Genomic DNA, 19,966 nt, shown 5'->3' on the forward strand with positions numbered 1-19,966 from the left:
GGAATCAGAAGTTGGGGATCAGCGCAGTTTGCGCAGGCGCGGGTTGGGCTGCAGCTCGTCGATCAGCGCCAGGAAGTCGTCCATGCGAATGATGCGTTCGAACTGGAAACCGGCGCGGTTGTCGCGCTGCCAGATCACGTAGGATTCGATCCTCCCGATAATCGGCAGACGAACGATCACGCGATCGCCGCGGTTCAGGCCCTCGGCATTGTCGACCATGAAGCCGTTCGCCGAGATGTTCGCGATGTGAAGGCGCAGGTCACCCTTGCCGAAATGCTCCGCAATCACCGGATGATCGACCGGGTGGCGCGCCATGCGCCGCTGGTCGGTTACGCTGAGTTGTGCTCCCGCACTCATGGTTGGCGATCCCTCCAAAAAGTTGATCGACAAAGCCTTGCAGCAAAATGCGTAAAAATTGGTAAATCGAGCGGAAGATTTGTTACCGCGCGGCGCGTTTACAGGGACTTATGGCCGCAGGACCGCGTGCTTCTTCTTGCCCAGGCTGAGCTTGGCTTCGGCGCCTTCTGCGAGAGTGATGAGGAAGCCCGGATCGGTGACCGTTTCGTCATCGAGCCTGACCGCGCCCTCCGCCAGCTTGCGCTTCGCTTCCCCGTTGGAAGCCGTAAATCCCAGCGCGGTAAGCGCCGCCCCGATGCGCATGCCCTCGTCACCGAGTGAGAGAGTAGGCAGGTCCTCGCCCGCGCCGCCGCCGGCAAAGGTTTCGGCAGCCGTCTTCGCTGCGAGCGCGGCGGCATCTTCACCGCGAACAAGCTTGGTTACCTCATTGGCAAGAACCGTCTTGGCATCGTTGATCGCCGCGCCCTCGAGCGCCTCGAGGCGGGCGATCTCGTCGAGCGGCACATCCGTGAACAGGCGCAGGAAACGACCCACGTCGCGATCGTCGACATTGCGCCAGTACTGCCAGAAGTCATAGCTCGGCAGCTGTTCCTCGTTGAGCCACACGGCACCTGCCGCGGTCTTGCCCATCTTCGATCCGTCCGCGGTGGTCAGCAGCGGCGTCGTCAGGCCGAACAACTCGGTCCCGTCCATGCGGCGGCCCAGTTCCATCCCGTTGACGATATTCCCCCATTGGTCGCTGCCGCCCATCTGCAAGCGGGCCCCCATCTCTTTCGCCAGGTGCCGGAAATCGTAGCCCTGCAGGATCATGTAGTTGAATTCGAGGAACGTCATCGGCTGTTCGCGTTCGAGCCGCAGCTTGACCGAATCGAAGGTGAGCATGCGATTGATCGTGAAGTGGTTGCCGACCTTGCGGAGCATCTCGATGTAGCCGATGCCGCCCAGCCAGTCGTAATTGTCGACCATGACGGCGTCGGTCGGGCCATCGCCGAAGGTGAGGACGCGTTCGAACACCTTGCGGATGGAGGCGATGTTCGCGGCGATCGATTCTTCGCCGAGCATCTGCCGGCTTTCATCCCGGCCGGACGGGTCGCCGATGCGCGTCGTCGCTCCGCCCATCAGCACGATCGGCTTGTGTCCCGTCTGCTGGAGGCGGCGCAACATCATGATTTGCACCAGGCTGCCGATGTGCAACGACGGCGCGGTCGCATCGAACCCGATATAGCCGGGCACCACCTGCTTTCCAGCAAGCGCATCGAGGCCTTCCGGATCGGTAATCTGGTGGATATAGCCACGCTCTTCGAGCAGGCGCAGGAGGTCGGACTGGTAGGTGCTCATGATGGAGCGCCCGCTAGCACTTAAGGAGCGGCATGCAAACGTACGATCTCGTCTCCCACGCCGCATGCCCGCCTAGCCGGGTGACGGCGATCGCCGCCCGGATAATCGGTTTCGATTCCAACTGGCTGCGGCTCCGCTGGCGGATCGAGGGCAGTTCCTCGCTGGTCGTGCCGCCATTTGCGGGCAAGGGCAGGGCGGACGAACTCTGGAAAACCACCTGTTTCGAGCTGTTCGTCAAGCCGGAATGGGGCGAGAGCTATGTCGAGTTCAACCTCTCTCCCTCCGAACGCTGGAGTGCCTACGCCTTTACCGGCAGGCGCGAGGGCATGGCCGAGCATCCTGTTCCGCGCGAACCTGATTGTACCATTCGCATCGGCAGCAGCTTCACGATTTTCGATGCAGCCATCCCGGCCGCGGCCATCCCGGACGGCCCATCGTCTATGGCCATGACCTGCGTGATCGAGGAGGCGCACGGCGTCAAAAGCTATTGGGCGCCGAGCCACAATTCCCCGCAGCCGGATTTCCACGATCCCGCTTGCTTCACGGCGATGCTTCCGGCACCGAGCGGCACATGAAATTCGGTATCGATCGCCTCCTGACCGAGGATGAACTGCGCGCCCCGCTCGAAGGCAAGCGCGTGTCGCTCGTGGCTCACCCCGCGTCCGTCACGGCGCAGCTTGACCATTCGCTCGATGCGCTGATCGCGCGCGGCGTGAATGTGACCTCTGCCTTCGGTCCGCAGCACGGCCTCAAAGGCGACAAGCAGGACAATATGGTCGAAACCGCGGACGAGACCGATCCGCGCTTCAACATCCCGATTTTCAGTCTTTACGGCGAGGTCCGCCGCCCCAGCGGCCAGATGATGTCGAGCGCCGATGTCTTCCTGTTCGACCTGCAAGACCTAGGCTGCCGCATCTACACGTTCGTCACCACGCTGCTCTACCTTATGGAAGAGGCGGCACGCATGGGGAAGGAAGTGTGGGTGCTAGACCGGCCCAATCCGGCGGGTGGCCCGGTCGAAGGGACGCTGCTGGTGCCGGGGCAGGAAAGCTTCGTCGGCGCAGCCCCGATGCCGATGCGTCACGGCCTGACGATGGGCGAAATGGGGCACTGGTTCAAAGCCCATTTCGGCCTCGACCTCGATTTCAAGGTGATCGAGATGGTCGGGTGGAAGCCGGGACACGCGCCCGGATTCGGCTGGCCCGAGAGCCGGATCTGGATAAACCCCAGCCCCAATGCCGCCAGCCTCAACATGGCCCGCGCCTATGCCGGTACGGTCATGCTCGAAGGGACCACGCTGAGCGAGGGCAGGGGGACGACCCGCCCGCTCGAAGTGCTGTTCGGCGCGCCCGACGTGGACGCCGCGGCGGTGCTGAAGGCCATGCATGAGCTTGCGCCGTCCTGGCTGCGGGGCTGTGCGATCCGCGAATGCTGGTTCGAGCCAACCTTCCACAAACATGCCGGCGCGCTGTGCAATGCGCTCATGATCCATGCAGAGGGCGCCTTCTACGATCACTACGAGTTCCGCCCCTGGCGCTTGCAGGCGCTCGCCTTCAAGGCGATCCGCAAACTCTATCCCGATTACGAACTGTGGCGCGATTTCCCCTATGAATACGAGCTCGAGCGGCTGGCCATCGAAGTGATCAACGGCGGCCCGGCGCTGCGCGAATGGGTCGACGATCCCGCAGCGGAGCCCGGCGATCTCGACCGGATGGCAGGCGCCGACGAGGGGCAATGGCGCCAGTCCATCGCACCGCACCTTCTGTACAGCTGATTTTGCCGGACCCGATCTTCGAATTCTCAAGGATCGGCTTGACCTCTCTCCTCCGATAGGGTTGCTTAGGCGCAAGTGACGGGCATACCCGCGCTTCGGGAGAGACGAACATGGCAACAGCCGCCTCGGGCGAGACGACAACCACCACCGTGCGTGCCACGCTGTGGATCCTGCTGGTCGTCTACATCTTCAATTTCATCGACCGCCAGATCGTCAACATCCTCGCCGAACCGATAGCCATCGACCTTGGCCTGAACGATACGCAGATCGGCTTGATGACGGGGCTGGCCTTCGCGCTGTTCTACACCGTCCTCGGGTTGCCGATCGCCCGCTTCTCCGACCGACCGACGACCCATCGCCCCCGCCTGATCGCCATCGCGCTCGCCACCTGGTCGGCGATGACGGCGCTGTGCGGGCTGGCGCAGAACTTCGTCCAGTTGCTCCTCGCCCGCATCGGGGTCGGCGTGGGGGAGGCGGGCTGTACACCGCCCGCCCATTCGCTGATTTCCGATCTCGTACCTGCCGAGAAACGCAGCTCGGCGCTCGCCTTCTATGCCCTCGGCATTCCGATCGGCACACTGCTGGGCATGCTGATCGGCGGCGTTCTCGCTGACTGGGTCGGATGGCGCAGAGCCTTCCTCTTCGTCGGCCTGCCGGGCGTCGCGCTTGCGCTGGTGGTGTGGGTAATTCTCAAGGAACCGCGGAGGCGGGAAAGCCTGGAAGTCTTGCGCCAGCGCGGCACGGAGGATGTCCAGCCGTTCTTCAAATCCATGGCCAAGGTCATGGGCTCGCGCGCTTTCGTCCTGCTGCTGGCAGCGGGATCGGCTGCAGCTTTCCTATCCTATGGCAAGACCACCTGGACGACGATTTTCTTCCAGCGGACCCATGGGCTCACCCCGGGCGAAGTCGGCTTCTGGTTCGGCATCGTCAATGGCGCGGCCGGCATCGCGGGGACGGTCCTCGGCGGGTACCTCGCCGACCGCTTTGGCGCGGTCAACCGGCGCCACGTACTGACTGCGCCCGCCGTCGGCATGGTCATCGCCGTGCCGATCGCTTTCATGGCCTACCAGGCGCAGAGCTGGCAGGCGGGCCTCGTGCTACTGTTCCTCCCGACGCTGCTCAATTCGCTCTACTACGGCCCCACCTATTCCTCCGTGCAAGGGCTGGTGTCAGTACGGTCGAGGGCGATCGCGGCGGCGGTGCTGCTGTTCTTCCAGAACCTCATCGGGCTGGGCCTGGGGCCGCTGTTCTTCGGTATGCTGTCCGACTGGCTGCGCCCGGAGTATGGCGAGGAGAGCGTGCGCTACGTGCTCTACGGCGCTGCCTTCCTCGGCCTCATCCCGGCATTCTTCTTCTGGCGCTGCAGCCTTCGGCTCAACGACGAACTCGATAAGCAGGGTTAGTCAGGAGTCCGGATAGGGTTGACGAGGCTGACCAGCACGAAGCTGATCAGCATCAGCAGGAACCAGCTGCCCAGCTTGGAAAGGCTTACCAACTCCCACCCGTCCCGTTGGCCGGGATATGTCCAGGCCCGGGCGAAGGTGCCGATGTTCTCCGCGCCCCAGATGAATAGCGCGACAAGGAAGAAGCCGACGACCAGCGGCATCCAGCGATGCTCGCGCCAGTTGCGAAAGTGGATACGGGTGCGCCAGAACAGCGCTAGGGTCGCCGTGAACAGAACATAGCGGACGTCCGGCAGCCAGTGATGGGCGAAAAAGTTCACATAGATCGCCGCTGCCAGCAGATAGGTCGTCCAGCGCGCGGGATAGTTCGAATAGCGGAAATCGAAGATGCGCGAGACGCGCGCGATATAGCTGCCCACCGACGCATACATGAAGCCGGAGAAAAGCGGCACGTCGCCGATCCTCAGCAGTGCCGCCTCCGGGTAGATCCACGAACCGGCCGCCGTCTTGAACAGCTCCATCACGGTGCCGACCACATGGAAGATCAGGATGACCTTCGCTTCAGACAAAGTCTCGAGGCGGAACAGCAGCATCGCGCCCTGAATGGCGATCGCCGCGAGGGTGATGAAATCGTAGCGATGGAGGACGGCGTCATTGGGATAGAACAGATGCGTTGCCAGCAGCAGCGCGAGCATCAGCCCGCCGAACAGGCACGCCCACGCCTGCTTGAAGCCGAACAGAAGGAACTCGTAGAGCCACAACCGCCAACCGGAGCCGGGATCGAATTGCTCGAGGCGAAGGCGGACGGCCTCGAAGCGCGAGTGCCTCGCCAATACCCGGTCAGTCATCCCTGTTATATTCGCTCGAAAGCATTTTGCGCGTATGCCGCTCGTAGATTTTGTCCTGTCTTTCGGCATATGTGCGAAGCGCAGTCCACTCCACGAATGCTGCGAATGCGAGCGCTGGCAAGACCACCGAAAAGCTCAGGACTATTGCCAGAGCAACATAACCTTCGCTCCACAGCATCCCGGTGATGATTGTGGCAAACATCGCAGGTACGCTCTCGGGCTGCGCTCGGTGAGCCGCATCGCGCTTCAAATAGATGCGTCGTCGGATAGTCCTTCGGTAACTGCGGAGGAAGTTACGAAGGCTCACCCCTGCTTGCGGCTCAATTCGCGCATTGCATCGTCGAGGCCGTCGAGGGTCAGCGGGTACATGCGGTCGTTGACGAGGTGCTTCATCACCTTGGTCGACTGCGAATAGCCCCACTGCTTTTCAGGCACCGGGTTGAGCCAGACGGTCGCCGGATAGGTGTTCACGACCCGCTGCATCCAGGTGGCGCCGGCTTCCTCGTTCATGTGCTCGACGCTGCCGCCGGGGTGCGTGATCTCGTAGGGGCTCATCGCCGCGTCGCCGACGAAGATCACCTTGTAGTCGTGGCCATACTTGTGAAGCACGTCCCAGGTCTTGGTCCGCTCCTGCCAGCGGCGGCGGTTGTCCTTCCACACACCTTCATAGAGGCAGTTGTGGAAGTAGAAGAATTCGAGGTTCTTGAACTCTGTCGTGGCCGCGCTGAACAGTTCTTCGCACAGCTTGATGAAGGGGTCCATCGACCCGCCGACGTCGAGGAAGAGCAGCAGTTTCACCGCATTGTGCCGCTCGGGCCGCATGTGGATGTCGAGCCAGCCCTGCTTGGCCGTGCCCTCGATCGTTGCGTCGATGTCGAGTTCGTCTGCAGCCCCTTCGCGGGCAAAACGACGCAGGCGGCGCAGCGCCATCTTGATGTTGCGGGTGCCCAGTTCCTTGGTGTTGTCGAGGTTCTTGAACTCGCGCTTGTCCCACACTTTTAGCGCGCGCTTGTGCTTGCTCTCGCCGCCGATCCGCACGCCTTCCGGGTTGTAGCCCGAATTGCCGAAGGGCGACGTGCCCCCGGTGCCGATCCACTTGTTGCCGCCCTGGTGACGCTTTTCCTGCTCCTCTAGCCGCTTCTTGAGCGTCTCCATGATCTCGTCCCAGTCGCCCAGCGACTTGATCTTCGCCATCTCCTCCTCGGAGAGGAACTTCTCGGCCACGGCCTTCAGCCAGTCTTCCGGAATGTCGACAGGGTTCTGGCCGTAGTCGGTCATGATCCCCTTGAAGACCTTGGAGAAGACCTGGTCGAACCGGTCGATCAGCCCCTCGTCCTTCACGAAGGTCGCGCGCGAAAGGTAATAGAACGCCTCGGGCGTCTGCTCGATAACGTCCTTGTCGAGCGCCTCCAGCAGCGTGAGGTGTTCCTTGAAGCTGGCGGGAATGCCCGCCGCGCGAAGCTCGTCGACGAAATTGAAGAACATGCCATGACCTCTAGCGCGAGTTGGACGTGTGGCGAAGCGAAAATGGGGGAAGCGGCTTAACCCGCGACTAACCATTCCCGTTTATGGCGGCAGCAGGGTCTAACGAGAACAGGGACGTCTCCCAGCATGGAACTGAGCGAAGTCAACACGGTCGGGGCACGGGATCTCACCGCTATTCCAGAAAGTTGCGGGAAGGTTACCGTTGGTTGCACCGACGTCGCCGGAATCGTTCAGGGGGTGATCGACTCCTTCGGTCACCTGCGTGCCGAATATGTCGAGTTGCAGGGCACCGTGACCGCGCTCGACGAAGACCAGCGCAAGGTGCTGGAGGCGAGCGACGAAGCCCGCCTGCTGTCCGAACGCGCGATCGATCGCCTGGCGCAGGGCTCCGAACTCATCGGCAATTCGCTCGGCCAGATCGGCAACCTGCTCGGTCTCGTCGAAACGCTGACGCAGCACGTCACCGGCTTCGCCGCCGCGATGGACCAGGTGCGCCGCAGCTCGCAGGAAATCGAGCAGATCGCGGAAACCACCAATATCCTCGCGCTCAATGCGACGATCGAAGCGATGCGCGCAGGCGAGCAGGGCCGGACCTTCGCGGTCGTCGCGAACGAGGTGAAGACGCTTGCCAGCGAAACGCGCCGCGCCACCGAGGAAATCGGGCGCACGATCGACACCCTCGGCCTCGAAGCCGAACAGGTGATCGAGAAAATCCAGGTCGGCGCGACCGCCAGTGCCGAAGCGAAGAGCTCGGTGACGGCCATCGAACACACCTTGCAGGGCGTCACCGAACTGATCGGCGAAGTCGACCAGCAGCAGGAGCAGATTGCCCGCAACACCGCCACGATTTCCGAGCATGTCCACCGTGTGCAGGACGTCCTCGGCGATTTCGACCATGCCGTCAGTGACAACGAGCAGAAGCTCGCCACCGCGCACGATCGCATGGAGGGTCTCGAACTTACCGCCAGCGACATGTTCGACAAGCTGGTCAAGGCGGGACTCTCGCCGCGGGACAGCCAGATGGTCGAGCGTGCGCAGGTCCACGCGGCCAATCTTGCGCGGATCGCCGAAGAAGCCATCGCGCGCGGCGAACTCACCATGGAGCAACTGTTCGACCAGAACTATCGGCCCGTGGCAGGTACGAAGCCCCAGCTCTACCGGACGAGCCTGAGCGACTGGGCGGATCGCAACTGGCGCCCGGTCATCGATGCCGTGGTGGCCGAAGGGGGCGTCATCAAGATGTGCTCGCCCGCCGACATGAAGGGCTTCCTTCCCACGCACGTCACGGCCCACTCGCGGGCTCCGACCGGCGACCTCGCCCACGATACGAAGTATTGTCGCAACGGCCGGATTATCCTTGAGGGCGTGGACCTCGTGGCGAAGACCACCTCGGACCCGTACACCATGGCCGTCTATCGCCAGGAAGGCGACGGCAAGAACTACATCGTGGTGCGCAACGTTTACGTGCCGCTCACCATCAACGGCCGTCGCTGGGGTGATTCGGAGCTGGCCTACAGCTTCGACTGATTCCGCGAGCAGACAGGAAAAAGGGCGCGTTCCGCAATCCGGAGCGCGCCCTTTTCGCGATCGGGTGCCGATCAGCTCTGGCGACGTGCCATGAACGCAAGTCGTTCGAACATCATCACGTCCTGCTCGTTCTTGAGCAGCGCGCCGTGCAGCGGCGGGATCGCGGCGTTCGGGTTGCTGTCCTGCAGAACGTCGAGCGGCATATCCTCGTTCAGCAGCAGCTTGAGCCAGTCGAGCAGTTCGCTGGTCGAGGGCTTCTTCTTTAGGCCCGGGACTTCGCGGATCTCGTAGAAGATCTCCATCGCCTTGCTGACGAGGGTCTTCTGGATGCCGGGGAAGTGGACCTCGATGATGTCGCGCATCGTCTCGCGGTCGGGGAACTTGATGTAGTGGAAGAAACAGCGGCGCAGAAAGGCGTCGGGCAATTCCTTCTCGTTGTTCGAGGTGATGACCACGATCGGGCGTTCCTGCGCCTCGATGCGCTCATGCGTTTCGTAAACGTCGAAGCTCATGCGATCGAGTTCCTGCAGCAGGTCGTTCGGAAACTCGATATCGGCCTTGTCGATCTCGTCGATCAGCAGGACGGGCAGGCGCTCGGAGGTGAAGGCCTCCCACAGCTTGCCCTTCTTGATGTAGTTCGAAATGTCATGGACGCGCTCGTCGCCGAGCTGGCCGTCGCGCAGGCGGGCGACCGCATCGTATTCGTAAAGGCCCTGCTGCGCCTTGGTGGTCGACTTGACGTTCCACTCGATCAGCGGGGCGTCGAGCGCCTTGGAAATCTCGTGCGCGAGGACCGTCTTGCCCGTGCCCGGTTCACCCTTGACCAGGAGCGGGCGGCGCAGCGTCACGGCGGCATTGACGGCGACCTTGAGATCTTCGGTCGCGATGTAGGACTTGGTGCCTTCGAAACGGGTCTGGTCGGTCATCGGTTTTCCCTTGCAACTTGACGTGAGCGTTAGGGGGCGGGCACGCGAAGGGCAAGGGGGCGTTGTAACCCCTGTGTGCCGGCGCACGGACAGGAGAGCATATGCCGACCGAAACACTCAGCATCGCGACCCAGGCGGGCCATAAGCTCGAAGGGTCCCTCGAACTGCCGACTGGGCTGGTACGGGGCGCCGCGCTGTTCGCGCATTGCTTCACCTGCACCCGCCAGAGCAAGGCCGCCGTCGCAGTGGCGCGCGCGCTCGCGGCGGAGGGAATCGCGACGCTGCGGTTCGATTTCACCGGCCTTGGGGGCAGCGAGGGCGAGTTCGGGCGCGCCGGTTTTGCGACCGATGTTGCGGACCTCGTCGATGCTGCCAATGTGCTGGTCGAACGCTTCGGTGGCCCGATCCTGCTGGTCGGCCATTCGCTCGGGGGCGCAGCCGTGCTTGCGGCGGCCGACGATCTCGGGCTCGAGCATGTCGCCGCCATCGCCACCATCGGCACGCCCAGCGACGTGTCGCACGTGCTGCACACTATCAACGGCGATCTCGATTCGATCCGTGCGGGGAAAGATGCCCCGGTGAAGATCGGCGGGCGCGAATTCCACCTGAGCAGCGAATTCATCGAAAAGGTCGAGAACACCGACCTGCTCGCCGAGGTAGCCCGGCTGCGGAAACCGCTCCTGTTCCTCCATTCGCCGACCGACCAGATCGTCGGCATCGAACATGCTGGCGCGCTGTTCCAGGCGGCCAAGCACCCAAAGAGCTTCGTTAGTCTCGAAGGGGCCGATCATCTGCTGGTGAAGGAAGACGATGCCCGCTTCGCCGCATCGATCATCGCGAGCTGGGCGCATCGCTACCTGCCGCTGCGCGACGACTGGCCGATGCCCAAGGAGGGCGTGGTGGTGAAAACCGGCCACGGCAAGTTCGGGACGGAGGTCCACACGAAGGCCCACCGTTTCATCGCGGACGAGCCGAGGAGTTACGGCGGCGACGACTCCGGGCCGACGCCCTACGACCTGCTCAACGCCGCGCTCGGAACCTGCACCGCGATGACGATGAAGATGTACGCCGACCGTAAGCAGTGGCCCCTTGAGGGCGTCACCGTCGAGGTCACGCATGAACGCAACCACACGGAGGAGTGCGACCACGTCGCGGCGATGGTGGAGGGCAAGCAAATGCAGGCCCTGCACCGCCGGATCACGATATCAGGCAAGGCGCTGGACGAAGAGCAGCGCGCCAGGTTGATCGAAATCGCCGACAAGTGCCCGGTCCACCGGACGCTCGAGGGCGAGCTGCATGTGCATACGGAGGAAGCGGAATGATTATCATTACAGGGACAGTCGAGCTGACGCCTGAAGGCCGGGAAGAAGGGCTGAGGCTGGGCTGCGAGCATTCTGCACGATCACGCGCGGAAGCGGGCTGCATTTCGCACAATTGCTATGAAGATGCCGAGCGACCCGGACGAATGCACTTCTTCGAGAAATGGGAAAGCCTCGACGCGGTCCGCGCGCACTTTGCCGTGCCGGAGTCCGGCGGCTTCATTCGCGAAATCGGACGGCTGTCGGCGGCTCGCCCGGTGATCGAGATGTTCTCGGCCGAGGCGCTGCCAATTCCGACGGGCTAGGCGTCGATCATCTCGCGGTCGAATTCGCCGGCATTGTTCTGGATGAAGTTGAAGCGGTGCTCGGGATTGCGGCCCATGAGCTGGTCGACGAGTTCCTTCACCGCCGCGCGTTGCTCGAACTCCTGCGGCAGGGTGATGCGGATCAGGCTGCGGGTTTCCGGGTTCATTGTCGTTTCGCGCAGCTGCCCAGGGTTCATCTCGCCGAGGCCCTTGAAGCGGCCGACTTCGACCTTCTTGCCCTTGAAGACCGTCTCCTCCAGCTCCTTGCGGTGCGCGTCGTCGCGGGCGTAGCGGCTCTCCTTGCCGGCAGTCAGGCGGTAGAGCGGGGGCTGGGCAAGGTAGAGGTGCCCGTTGCGGACGATCTCGGGCATTTCCTGGAAGAAGAACGTCATCAGCAGCGTCGCGATATGCGCGCCATCGACGTCGGCGTCGGTCATGATGATGATGCGGTCGTAGCGAAGGTTTTCGGGGTCGCAGTCCTTGCGCGTCCCGCAGCCCATCGCGAGGCTGAGGTCGGCGATTTCGCTGTTGGCGCGGATCTTGTCCGCCGTGGCGCTGGCGACGTTGAGGATCTTGCCGCGGATCGGGAGGATCGCCTGCGTCTTGCGGTCGCGCGCCTGCTTGGCGCTGCCGCCTGCGCTGTCGCCCTCGACGATGAACAGTTCGGTCTCGCCATCGCCTTCGCCCGAGCAGTCGGTCAGCTTGCCGGGCAGGCGCAGCTTCTTGGCATTGGTCGCGGTCTTGCGTTTGACCTCGCGCTCCTGCTTCCGCCGCAGGCGCTCGTCCATGCGCTCCATGACCTGGCCGAGCAGCGCCTTGCCGCGGTCCATGTTGTCGGTGAGGAAATGGTCGAAATGGTCGCGCACCGCGTTCTCGACCAGCTTGGCCGCCTCGGGCGAGGTCAGACGGTCCTTGGTCTGGCTCTGGAACTGCGGATCGCGGATGAAGACGCTGAGCATGATTTCGGCGCCGGTCATCACGTCATCGGCGCTGATGTCCTTGGATTTCTTCACCCCGGTCAGTTCGCCGAAGGCACGAAGGCCCTTGGTGAGCGCGGCACGCAGACCCTGTTCATGGGTGCCTCCGTCGGGCGTCGGCACGGTGTTGCAGTACCAGCTGGTCGAACCGTCGGAGAATAGCGGCCAGGCGATCGCCCACTCGACGCGGCCTTGTTCGACGCCGTCCTGCTGCGCGAAGTCCTGTGAGCCGGCGAAGGGCTGCGCGGTGACGCATTCGCGCCCGCCGATCTGCTCGGCGAGGTGATCGGCAAGGCCGCCGGGGAACTTGAAGACGGCCTCCTCGGGCACATCCTCGCTGGCGAGCGAGGGGGCGCATTTCCAGCGGATTTCAACGCCTGCGAAGAGATAGGCCTTCGAGCGGGCGAGCTTGAACAGCCGTTTCGGGCTGAAGCTGCGGTCGCCGAAAATCTCCGTGTCGGGGACGAAGCTGACCGTCGTGCCGCGCCTGTTGGGCGTGGGCCCGAGTTCCTGAAGGCCCCCCGTCGGATGCCCCTTGGCGAATTCCTGCGCGTAGAGCTGCTTGTCGCGCGCCACCTCGACCCGCGTATCGCTGCTCAGCGCGTTGACCACGCTGACGCCGACCCCGTGGAGGCCGCCGCTGGTCGCATAAGCCTTGCCCGAAAACTTGCCGCCGGAGTGGAGCGTGGTGAGGATGACCTCCAGTGTCGACTTGCCGGGATATTTCGGATGCTCGGCCACCGGAATGCCGCGGCCGTTGTCCGAGATCGTCACCTTGTTGCCCTCGTCGAGGCGGATCTCGATGCGGTTGGCGTGCCCTGCCACCGCCTCGTCCATGGAGTTGTCGAGGACTTCGGCGACGAGGTGGTGCAGCGCGCGGTCGTCGGTCCCGCCGATATACATGCCCGGCCTGCGGCGGACGGGCTCAAGGCCTTCGAGAACCTCGATCGAGGAAGCATCGTAGTCGCCACTGGAGGTGGGCGTGTTGTCGAAGAGATCGTCGGACATGGTCCCCGCTATATCGCGCCGATCGCGCGGCGAACAAGGAGGCGAGGGCGGTTATCCGCCCTCGATCAGAAAGCGCCCGGCGCATTCTCCACCACGACGACCTTGCCGCCGACGACCTCGCGCACTTCCATCGCCCGCTCGACCACGCCCGAACGCTGGAAGCGGAATGCGCCGTCGAGGCCGAGGAAGCCGTCCGAGCTGCGCAGTTCGCGGATCGGAAAGTCGGTCCCGACCTTCCAGTCGCGCGCGACGCGAAGGGTCAGCAGCACCGCGTCATAGCCGAGCGTCGCGATCCGGTAGGGCTGGCCGCCGAAGCGCGTCTCGTAACTGTCGACGAAGCGCTTGTAACGGTTGTCCGACACGGCCGAGAAGATCGCCCCGTTCATTGAGCCCGCGCGCGTGATCGAGCTTTCGCCGCTCCACAACTCGGTGCCGAGCAGGCGGGCTGAAGCGCCGCCGCTCTTGAGCGTGCCCGCAGCCTGGATCGAGAGCCGCGCTCCCTCGGCAATCAGCACGCTGTCGTAGCCACCCTGTGCCTTCAGCCGCTCCGCCGCGCTGACGATCGAGGTGTTGCCGCGCGAATAACGCTCGGTCCACACGACCGTGCCGCCATAGGCCGCGACCGAACGCCGCATGGCTTCCTCGGCGCGCACGCCATAGTCGCCGTCGGGGGCGAGGATACCGAAGGTCTGCGCACCCTTGCCGCGGGCGTATTGCACCGTGCGGGCGATCGACTGCTCGGGGATATGGCCCATGATGAAGACATCGGGGCCCGCCGCATTGGTGTCGTTGGAGAAGGAAATCACCGGCACATCCGCCGGGCGCGCGACCGACAGGACCGAGGGGATATTGCTGCCGAGAAGCGGACCGAGGATGAGCTTGTTTCCCTCGGCCACTGCCTGCCGAGCTGCAACCTCGGGTCCGGCTGCCGTATCGTAGGTCGTGATCCGCAAATTGCTGGCGTTAGTGTCGAGCAGCGCCATGGTGGTCGCATTGGCGATCGCCTGGCCGACATTGGCATTATCGCCCGACATCGGCACCAGCAGCGCGATCCGGTGGCGCGCCTGGTCTTCGGGAAGAACCGTCGCGCTCGGCTCGGGCGTCGGCGTGTCGACGGGGGCCGGCCTCTCCGCGCCCTTCGGGATCACCGAACAACCTGCCAGCAAAGTCGCCAGCCCTGCTGCAGCCAGTGTACGACGGTCGATAGTCCAGCGCTTCATCTTGCCGCGTCCCTTCGTGATGGTTCATGAGGGGCAGGTGAGTGACACCCTGATCCCCGAACAGTCCCTCGATCCCGGGCTCTATATCGTCGCGACGCCTATCGGCAACCTCGGCGACATCACCTTACGAGCGATCGACGTGCTCAAGCGGTGCGAGGGGGTCGCTTGCGAGGACACCCGGGTCACGGGCAAGCTGCTGAAACACCTCGGTATTTCCAAGCCCCTTTGGCGCTATGACGACCATAGTGAGCATCGCGACCGGACGCGGCTGGTCGACTCCATGCGGACTCGCGCGGTAGTGCTGGTGAGCGATGCCGGCACGCCGCTGGTAAGCGATCCGGGATACAGGCTGGTCAACGATTGCCGTGCTGAGGGTATTCCCGTCACGGTCGTACCGGGAGCCTGCGCGGCGATCGCCGGGCTGTCGCTCTCGGGCCTGCCGAACGATCGCTTTCTCTTTGCCGGTTTCCTTCCGGGCAAGGACAAGGCGCGGCGCGAATTTCTGGAAGAGCTCGCCCCGGTCGATACCACGCTGGTCTTCCACGAGACTTCGCCGCGGCTGCTGAAATCGCTCGAGACCATCGGCGAAGTCCTCCCGCATCGCGAGGTGGCGGTCGCGCGCGAATTGACCAAGCTGCACGAGGAATGCCGCCGCGGCCTGACGCACGGGCTGGTTGCCTATTACGAGGCGCATCCGCCGAAGGGCGAAATCGTCCTCCTGGTCGGCCCGCCGGTGCCGATCGAAGCGAGCGAGGCCGATGCCGATATCCTGCTGGCCGAGGCCTTGCAGACGCTCAAGCCCTCGCAGGCGGCGAGCAGGGTGGCCAAGGAGACCGGGCTCGACCGCAAGCAACTCTACGCCCGGGCGATGGAACTGCGCGAGGGATGAAGCGGCAGATCGCCGAAAAGAGCGGCCGCGAGGGCGAGGCGCGCGCTGCCTTCTGGCTCAGGGCCAAGGGCTGGCAGATCCTCGACACGCGGGTGAAGACGCCCGCGGGCGAGATCGACCTCGTCGCCCGGCGCGGCGGGCTGATCGCCTTCATCGAGGTCAAGTGGCGCAAGAAGCGCGCCGATCTCGACCATGCGATCGACGAATACCGCCTGTCGCGCGTAGCGGCGGCGGTGGAAGCGGTCGCGCATCGCTATGCCGAGAACGGCGAGGACATTCGCATCGACGTGATCCTGCTTGCGCCGGGCAGCTTCCCTCGCCACATCGCCAATGCTTGGCAGCCTTAGAGGAGCCCCCATGTCGTTACGCGTCGCCGTCCAGATGGACCCGCTGGAAAGCATCAATATCGCGGGCGACAGCTCCTTCGCGCTCATGCTGGCCGCGCAGGCGCGCGGGCACGAGGTCTGGCACTACGACGTCACGACGCTGGCCTACGAGAGTGACGGCACGCCGCAGGGGCGCATCACCGCCCATGCCGCGCCGGTGACGGTGCAACGGGTTGCGGGCGATCATTTCACCATGGGCGATCGCAGGCGGGTCGACCTGGCGCGCGAGATCGACGTGGTGCTCATGCGGCAGGATCCGCCGTTCCATCTCGGCTATATCAGTTCAGCGCTGCTGCTCGACCGGCTGAAAGGTACGACGCTGGTCGTGAACGACCCGCGCGAGGTTGTGAACGCGCCGGAAAAGATGTTCGTCCTCGATTACGCGCAATACATGCCGCCCACACTGGTCGCGCGGAAGCTCGACGACCTGCGTGATTTCCAAAAGAAGCACGGATCGGTGGTGGTGAAACCGCTCCACGGCAATGGCGGCAAGGCGATCTTCCGTATCGATGCCGAGGGCACCAATCTTTCGGCGCTTAGCGAAGTCTTCGACCAGACCTGGCCCGAACCGCACATGGTCCAGCCTTTCCTTCCCGAAGTCAGTGAAGGCGACAAGCGGATCGTCCTAATCGACGGCGAATTTGCAGGTGCAATCAATCGTTTCCCGGGAGAAGGTGAGTTCCGTTCCAACCTCGCGCAAGGCGGCTCTGCCGAGGCTACCACGCTGACCGAGCGCGAAGAAGAGATCTGCGCGGCCATGGGCCCCGAGCTCAAGCGGCGAGGGCTGGTGTTCGTCGGGATCGACGTGATCGGGGGCAAGTACCTGACCGAGATCAACGTCACGTCGCCGACCGGCATCGTCGCGATCGACCGCTTCAACGGCACCGACACGCCCGGCCTGATCTGGGACGCTATCGAGCGCAGGCACGCGAACCTTTGAGCGCCGGGCGCGTTGACGCCCTGCCATGAACAGTTTCATCCTCGGTGCGATCGCAAGCGGCGGTTATCTCGGCATCTTTCTGCTGATGGCCCTGGAGAACATCTTTCCGCCCGTGCCGTCCGAAATCATCATGGGCTACAGCGGCGTGCTCGTCGCGCGCGGAGAAATGGATTTCGCGCCCGTTCTCGTCATCGGGACGCTCGGCACGGTTGCGGGCAATTACTTCTGGTACTGGCTCGGCCATCGCTGGAAAGAGGACGACCTCAAGCGGTTCATCGCGAAATACGGGCGGTGGCTAACCTTCGAATGGTCGGAATTCATCGCCGCGCGGGAGAAGTTCCGGCGGCATGGCGACTGGATCGTGTTCCTGCTGCGCGCGTCGCCCTTCCTGCGCACGATCATCTCGCTGCCCGCCGGGCTGGCGCGCATGAAGCTGTGGCGTTTCCTGCTTTTCACCTTCCTCGGCTCGCTGGTGTGGAATGGCGCGCTGATCCTGGGCGGCGGGGCGCTGTCGGGCGTTATCGAGCGGTACGAAACCTACGCCAGTTGGGCCATCGGCGCCTTTATAGGGCTGGGGATTGCCTGGTATGTCTGGCGGGTGGTGACGTGGGAGCCGTCCTAATCCCGTTCACGCGGATGGGCGTTGCGATAGGTGTCGAGCAGCGTTGCCGCATCGACCTTGGTGTAGATCTGGGTCGATCCTAGGCTCGCGTGGCCGAGCAGCTCCTGCAAGCTGCGAAGATCGGCGCCCGCCCCGAGCAGATGCGTGGCGAAGCTGTGCCGCAGGGCATGCGGTGTCGCCGTGTCGGGCAGGCCCAGCGCCTTGCGCGCTCGCGCGGTTGCCTTCTGCACCACACCTTGGCTCAGCGGGCCGCCCTTGACCCCGCGGAACAGCGGGTCGTCCTTGCCGAGCGGCCACGGGCATAACCGCACATATTCTGACGCGGCATCACGCACCATCGGCAGGATTGGGACGACCCGCTGCTTGTTGCCCTTGCCGGTCACGGTCAGGCGCTCGCCCAGAGGCAGGTCGCCGCCCTTGAGCGAGAGCGCCTCGGCTATACGCATTCCCGCGCCGTAAAGCAGCAGCAGCACCGCCCGGTCGCGCGCGCCCGTCCACTCTTCGCCCGCCAGCGCCTCGACGGTATCGACCAGGCCGATCGCGTCATCTGGCGTCACGGGGCGGGGCAGGCCCCTCTTGATGCGCGGGCCGCGCAGCCGCGGAGCGTCGGTGACGTCATGCCCGGCCTGCGTCCGCGCAAAGGCGATGAAGCCCTTGAGCGCCGACAACTCGCGCGCCGCGGACACATTGGCGAGGCCATCGCTCCGCCGTGACGCCAGATGGGTCCTCAGCCGTGTCGCGGTGATATCGGCGACGTCGTCCCAGCTGTCGCAAGAGAGGCGGGTCACGAGCAATTCTGCCGCCTTGGCATAGGCGCACACCGTGTGCGGCGACTTGCGCTGGGCAAGCGTGAGATGGTCGTGCCACGCCGCCAGCACATCGGCCTTGCTCATGGCGTCACCAGCTCCTCGCGCACCAGTTCGCCGAGAAGCGCATCGAGCAGCGGCATGCCTTGCGGCGTGACGCCAATCCGCTCCTCCGCCTCCCACGCGAGGCCCAGGTCGCGATAGAGAGCCAGCTTGGCGTCATCCAAAAGCTGCGCCGGCGTGACGTCGAAGCGGCGTGCCAGCGCGGCAAGGTCCACACCCTCGGCAAGCCGCAAACCCATCAGCAATGCCTCGGAGGCCTTTTCGCGCGGATCGAGTTCGCGCGCCTCGGCGATGCCGTGCCCTTGCGCCTCGATTGCGGCGAGGAAGTTCTCCGGCTTCTTGTGGCGCACGGTGGCGATGCCTGCGCGCCGCCCATGCGCACCGGGCCCGATCCCGACATAGTCCTGGTAGCGCCAGTAGGTGAGGTTGTGCCGGCTTTCCTCGCCGGGTCGCGCATGGTTGCTGATCTCGTAGGCGGGCAGGCCGGCGCCGTCGGTCATCGTTCGCGTTACCGCAAACAGGTCCGCCGCATGATCGTCATCGAGCGGCTCGAACACCCCGCGCCGGACATCGGTGGCAAAGCGCGTCGCCGGTTCGATGGTCAGCTGGTAAAGCGACATATGGCCCGTGCCGAGCGCCAGCGCCTCGCCTAGTTCGGCGGCCCATTCCGATTCGGTTTGCCCCGGGCGGGCGTAGATCAGATCGATCGACACCCGGTTGAACCACTTGTGCGCCGTTTCGACGGCCTTCAGCGCCTCGTCTGCCCCATGCAACCGACCGAGAAAACGGAGCACTTCGTCGCGCAGGCTCTGCACGCCGAGTGAGACGCGATTGACCCCGGCACCGGCCAAGACCGCGAAATTGGCGGCTTCGACGGAGGAGGGATTGGCCTCCAGCGTGATCTCGATACCCGGCTCAAAGCCCCAGAGCTGCTCCGCCTCGGCGAGCAGCCTCTCCACAAGAGCAGGGGGCATAAGGGAGGGAGTTCCCCCGCCAAAAAAGATACTTGCGAGCTTTTCCTCGGCAGCGCCTGAAGTCGCCTCGTGCCGCATGTCGGCGAGCAGGGCGGCTTCCCACGCGGCCATGTCCGCGCTCGCCCGGATATGGCTGTTGAAGTCGCAATAGGGGCATTTGGCGAGGCAGAAGGGCCAGTGAATATAGAGTGCGCGCGCCACGGTGCCTTCAGCTTATCTTAACCTCGGAGGCGAAATTTGCGCCTGATGGACGGGTCGAAAAAACGAATGGCGCCACTTCTGGGCGCTCTGGGACTGCTGTGTGCCACGGGGATTGCCGTGGCCGCAAGCGCGTCGTCGCCTGCGGGCAGGAGCGATCTGCATCGCGCGGCGGATATCCTCGCGCTGCACAACCAGGAACGCGAACAGCTCGGGCTGCCGAAGCTCAAGTGGAACGTCCACCTGGAGCGCGAGGCGGAGGAGTGGGCCTACGAACTGTCACGCCGCGGCCGCCTCGAACATGCCGACCGGGGCAAGCGGAACGGAACGGGCGAGAACCTGTGGATGGGTTCGGCAGGCCACTGGTCCTACGATACGGCCGTCGGCCTCTTCATCGACGAGAAGAAGCACTACCGGCACAACGCCTTCCCCGAGATTTCGAAGACCGGAAAGTGGCAGGACGTCGCGCATTACACACAGGTCGTGTGGCGCGACACGCAGGAAGTGGGCTGCGCCTTCATCACTGCACGCGGGAACGACGTGCTCGTCTGCCGCTACTGGCCCGCCGGCAATGTCTGGGGCCGCAAGGCCTTTTAGGCGA

At 64.2% G+C, this 19,966-nt stretch carries 20 protein-coding genes; 11 read left to right on the forward strand and 9 right to left on the reverse strand.

All coding sequences use genetic code 11. From position 1 onward, the window contains the following. Nucleotides 1-18: 18 nt before the first annotated feature. Together K3172_RS09350 and tyrS are read right to left on the reverse strand one after the other, a co-directional pair. Nucleotides 19-357, reverse strand: coding sequence for a PilZ domain-containing protein (locus K3172_RS09350; RefSeq protein ID WP_221589392.1), 339 nt, complete (start codon nucleotides 355-357; stop codon nucleotides 19-21). 108 nt (nucleotides 358-465) lie between these two features. Further along, nucleotides 466-1,695 (reverse strand): tyrosine--tRNA ligase, encoded by a 1,230-nt coding sequence (gene tyrS / locus K3172_RS09355; protein WP_221589394.1) that lies wholly within the window; start codon nucleotides 1,693-1,695, stop codon nucleotides 466-468. A gap of 32 nt (nucleotides 1,696-1,727) precedes the next feature. Between tyrS and K3172_RS09360 the strand changes: the two genes are divergently transcribed. From K3172_RS09360 to K3172_RS09370, 3 genes are all read left to right on the forward strand, one after another. Next, nucleotides 1,728-2,270 (forward strand): DOMON-like domain-containing protein, encoded by a 543-nt coding sequence (locus K3172_RS09360; RefSeq protein WP_221589396.1) that lies wholly within the window; start codon nucleotides 1,728-1,730, stop codon nucleotides 2,268-2,270. Further along, nucleotides 2,267-3,469: an exo-beta-N-acetylmuramidase NamZ family protein gene (locus K3172_RS09365; RefSeq protein ID WP_221589398.1), complete on the forward strand. Its 1,203-nt coding sequence runs from the start codon at nucleotides 2,267-2,269 to the stop codon at nucleotides 3,467-3,469. The genes K3172_RS09360 and K3172_RS09365 overlap by 4 nt, the downstream gene beginning before the upstream one ends. A gap of 110 nt (nucleotides 3,470-3,579) precedes the next feature. After that, nucleotides 3,580-4,872 carry a spinster family MFS transporter gene (locus tag K3172_RS09370; protein WP_221589401.1) on the forward strand — a complete coding sequence of 431 codons (1,293 nt, stop codon included), beginning with the start codon at nucleotides 3,580-3,582 and terminating at the stop codon, nucleotides 4,870-4,872. Here K3172_RS09370 and K3172_RS09375 read toward each other — a convergent pair. Then, complete coding sequence (locus tag K3172_RS09375) at nucleotides 4,869-5,705, reverse strand: DUF817 domain-containing protein (protein WP_425594701.1); 837 nt, start codon at nucleotides 5,703-5,705, stop codon at nucleotides 4,869-4,871. The two genes, K3172_RS09370 and K3172_RS09375, sit on opposite strands and share 4 nt — an antisense overlap. 318 nt (nucleotides 5,706-6,023) lie before the next feature. Beyond that, a complete protein-coding gene (locus K3172_RS09380; protein WP_221589405.1) occupies nucleotides 6,024-7,205 on the reverse strand; it encodes a vWA domain-containing protein in 1,182 nt (393 codons plus the stop codon). Nucleotides 7,206-7,331: 126 nt separating this feature from the next. On the opposite strand from K3172_RS09380, the gene K3172_RS09385 reads away from it, so the two are divergent. After that, nucleotides 7,332-8,732, forward strand: a complete 1,401-nt coding sequence (locus K3172_RS09385; protein WP_221589408.1) for a methyl-accepting chemotaxis protein — start codon at nucleotides 7,332-7,334, stop codon at nucleotides 8,730-8,732. Between the two features lie 71 nt (nucleotides 8,733-8,803). On the opposite strand, the gene K3172_RS09390 is transcribed toward K3172_RS09385, so the two are convergent. Then, the gene (locus K3172_RS09390) at nucleotides 8,804-9,658 is read right to left on the reverse strand and encodes an AAA family ATPase (RefSeq protein WP_221589409.1); all 855 of its coding nucleotides are present in this window, start codon (nucleotides 9,656-9,658) and stop codon (nucleotides 8,804-8,806) included. A 101-nt stretch (nucleotides 9,659-9,759) separates the two neighbouring features. On the opposite strand from K3172_RS09390, the gene K3172_RS09395 reads away from it, so the two are divergent. After that, nucleotides 9,760-10,980 (forward strand): bifunctional alpha/beta hydrolase/OsmC family protein, encoded by a 1,221-nt coding sequence (locus K3172_RS09395; RefSeq protein WP_221589411.1) that lies wholly within the window; start codon nucleotides 9,760-9,762, stop codon nucleotides 10,978-10,980. Then, nucleotides 10,977-11,282, forward strand: coding sequence for a putative quinol monooxygenase (locus K3172_RS09400; protein WP_221589414.1), 306 nt, complete (start codon nucleotides 10,977-10,979; stop codon nucleotides 11,280-11,282). The genes K3172_RS09395 and K3172_RS09400 overlap by 4 nt, the downstream gene beginning before the upstream one ends. On the opposite strand, the gene parE is transcribed toward K3172_RS09400, so the two are convergent. Together parE and K3172_RS09410 are read right to left on the reverse strand one after the other, a co-directional pair. Next, nucleotides 11,279-13,267 carry a DNA topoisomerase IV subunit B gene (parE, locus tag K3172_RS09405; RefSeq protein WP_221589416.1) on the reverse strand — a complete coding sequence of 663 codons (1,989 nt, stop codon included), beginning with the start codon at nucleotides 13,265-13,267 and terminating at the stop codon, nucleotides 11,279-11,281. The genes K3172_RS09400 and parE overlap by 4 nt on opposite strands. Nucleotides 13,268-13,332: 65 nt before the next feature. Then, complete coding sequence (locus tag K3172_RS09410; RefSeq protein WP_221589418.1) at nucleotides 13,333-14,487, reverse strand: penicillin-binding protein activator; 1,155 nt, start codon at nucleotides 14,485-14,487, stop codon at nucleotides 13,333-13,335. A 19-nt stretch (nucleotides 14,488-14,506) separates the two neighbouring features. Between K3172_RS09410 and rsmI the strand changes: the two genes are divergently transcribed. From rsmI to K3172_RS09430, 4 genes are read left to right on the forward strand one after another with little or no spacing between them, the layout of a single operon-like run. After that, nucleotides 14,507-15,376 carry a 16S rRNA (cytidine(1402)-2'-O)-methyltransferase gene (rsmI, locus tag K3172_RS09415; RefSeq protein WP_221591082.1) on the forward strand — a complete coding sequence of 290 codons (870 nt, stop codon included), beginning with the start codon at nucleotides 14,507-14,509 and terminating at the stop codon, nucleotides 15,374-15,376. After that, the gene (locus K3172_RS09420) at nucleotides 15,373-15,723 is read left to right on the forward strand and encodes a YraN family protein (protein ID WP_221589420.1); all 351 of its coding nucleotides are present in this window, start codon (nucleotides 15,373-15,375) and stop codon (nucleotides 15,721-15,723) included. Before rsmI ends, K3172_RS09420 begins: the two co-directional genes overlap by 4 nt. Nucleotides 15,724-15,733: 10 nt before the next feature. Continuing rightward, nucleotides 15,734-16,702, forward strand: coding sequence for a glutathione synthase (gshB, locus tag K3172_RS09425; protein WP_221589422.1), 969 nt, complete (start codon nucleotides 15,734-15,736; stop codon nucleotides 16,700-16,702). Between the two features lie 25 nt (nucleotides 16,703-16,727). Next, a complete protein-coding gene (locus K3172_RS09430) occupies nucleotides 16,728-17,324 on the forward strand; it encodes a DedA family protein (RefSeq protein WP_221589424.1) in 597 nt (198 codons plus the stop codon). On the opposite strand, the gene K3172_RS09435 is transcribed toward K3172_RS09430, so the two are convergent. Both K3172_RS09435 and hemW read right to left on the reverse strand, forming a co-directional pair. Further along, a complete protein-coding gene (locus K3172_RS09435) occupies nucleotides 17,321-18,217 on the reverse strand; it encodes a tyrosine recombinase XerC (protein ID WP_221589426.1) in 897 nt (298 codons plus the stop codon). The two genes, K3172_RS09430 and K3172_RS09435, sit on opposite strands and share 4 nt — an antisense overlap. After that, nucleotides 18,214-19,368, reverse strand: a complete 1,155-nt coding sequence (gene hemW / locus K3172_RS09440) for a radical SAM family heme chaperone HemW (RefSeq protein WP_221589428.1) — start codon at nucleotides 19,366-19,368, stop codon at nucleotides 18,214-18,216. Before hemW ends, K3172_RS09435 begins: the two co-directional genes overlap by 4 nt. A gap of 66 nt (nucleotides 19,369-19,434) precedes the next feature. Between hemW and K3172_RS09445 the strand changes: the two genes are divergently transcribed. Next, nucleotides 19,435-19,962 (forward strand): CAP domain-containing protein, encoded by a 528-nt coding sequence (locus K3172_RS09445; protein WP_247718127.1) that lies wholly within the window; start codon nucleotides 19,435-19,437, stop codon nucleotides 19,960-19,962. Nucleotides 19,963-19,966: the final 4 nt, after the last annotated feature.

This window comes from Qipengyuania proteolytica, from assembly GCF_019711565.1.
Classification (GTDB): Bacteria; Pseudomonadota; Alphaproteobacteria; order Sphingomonadales; family Sphingomonadaceae; genus Qipengyuania; species Qipengyuania proteolytica.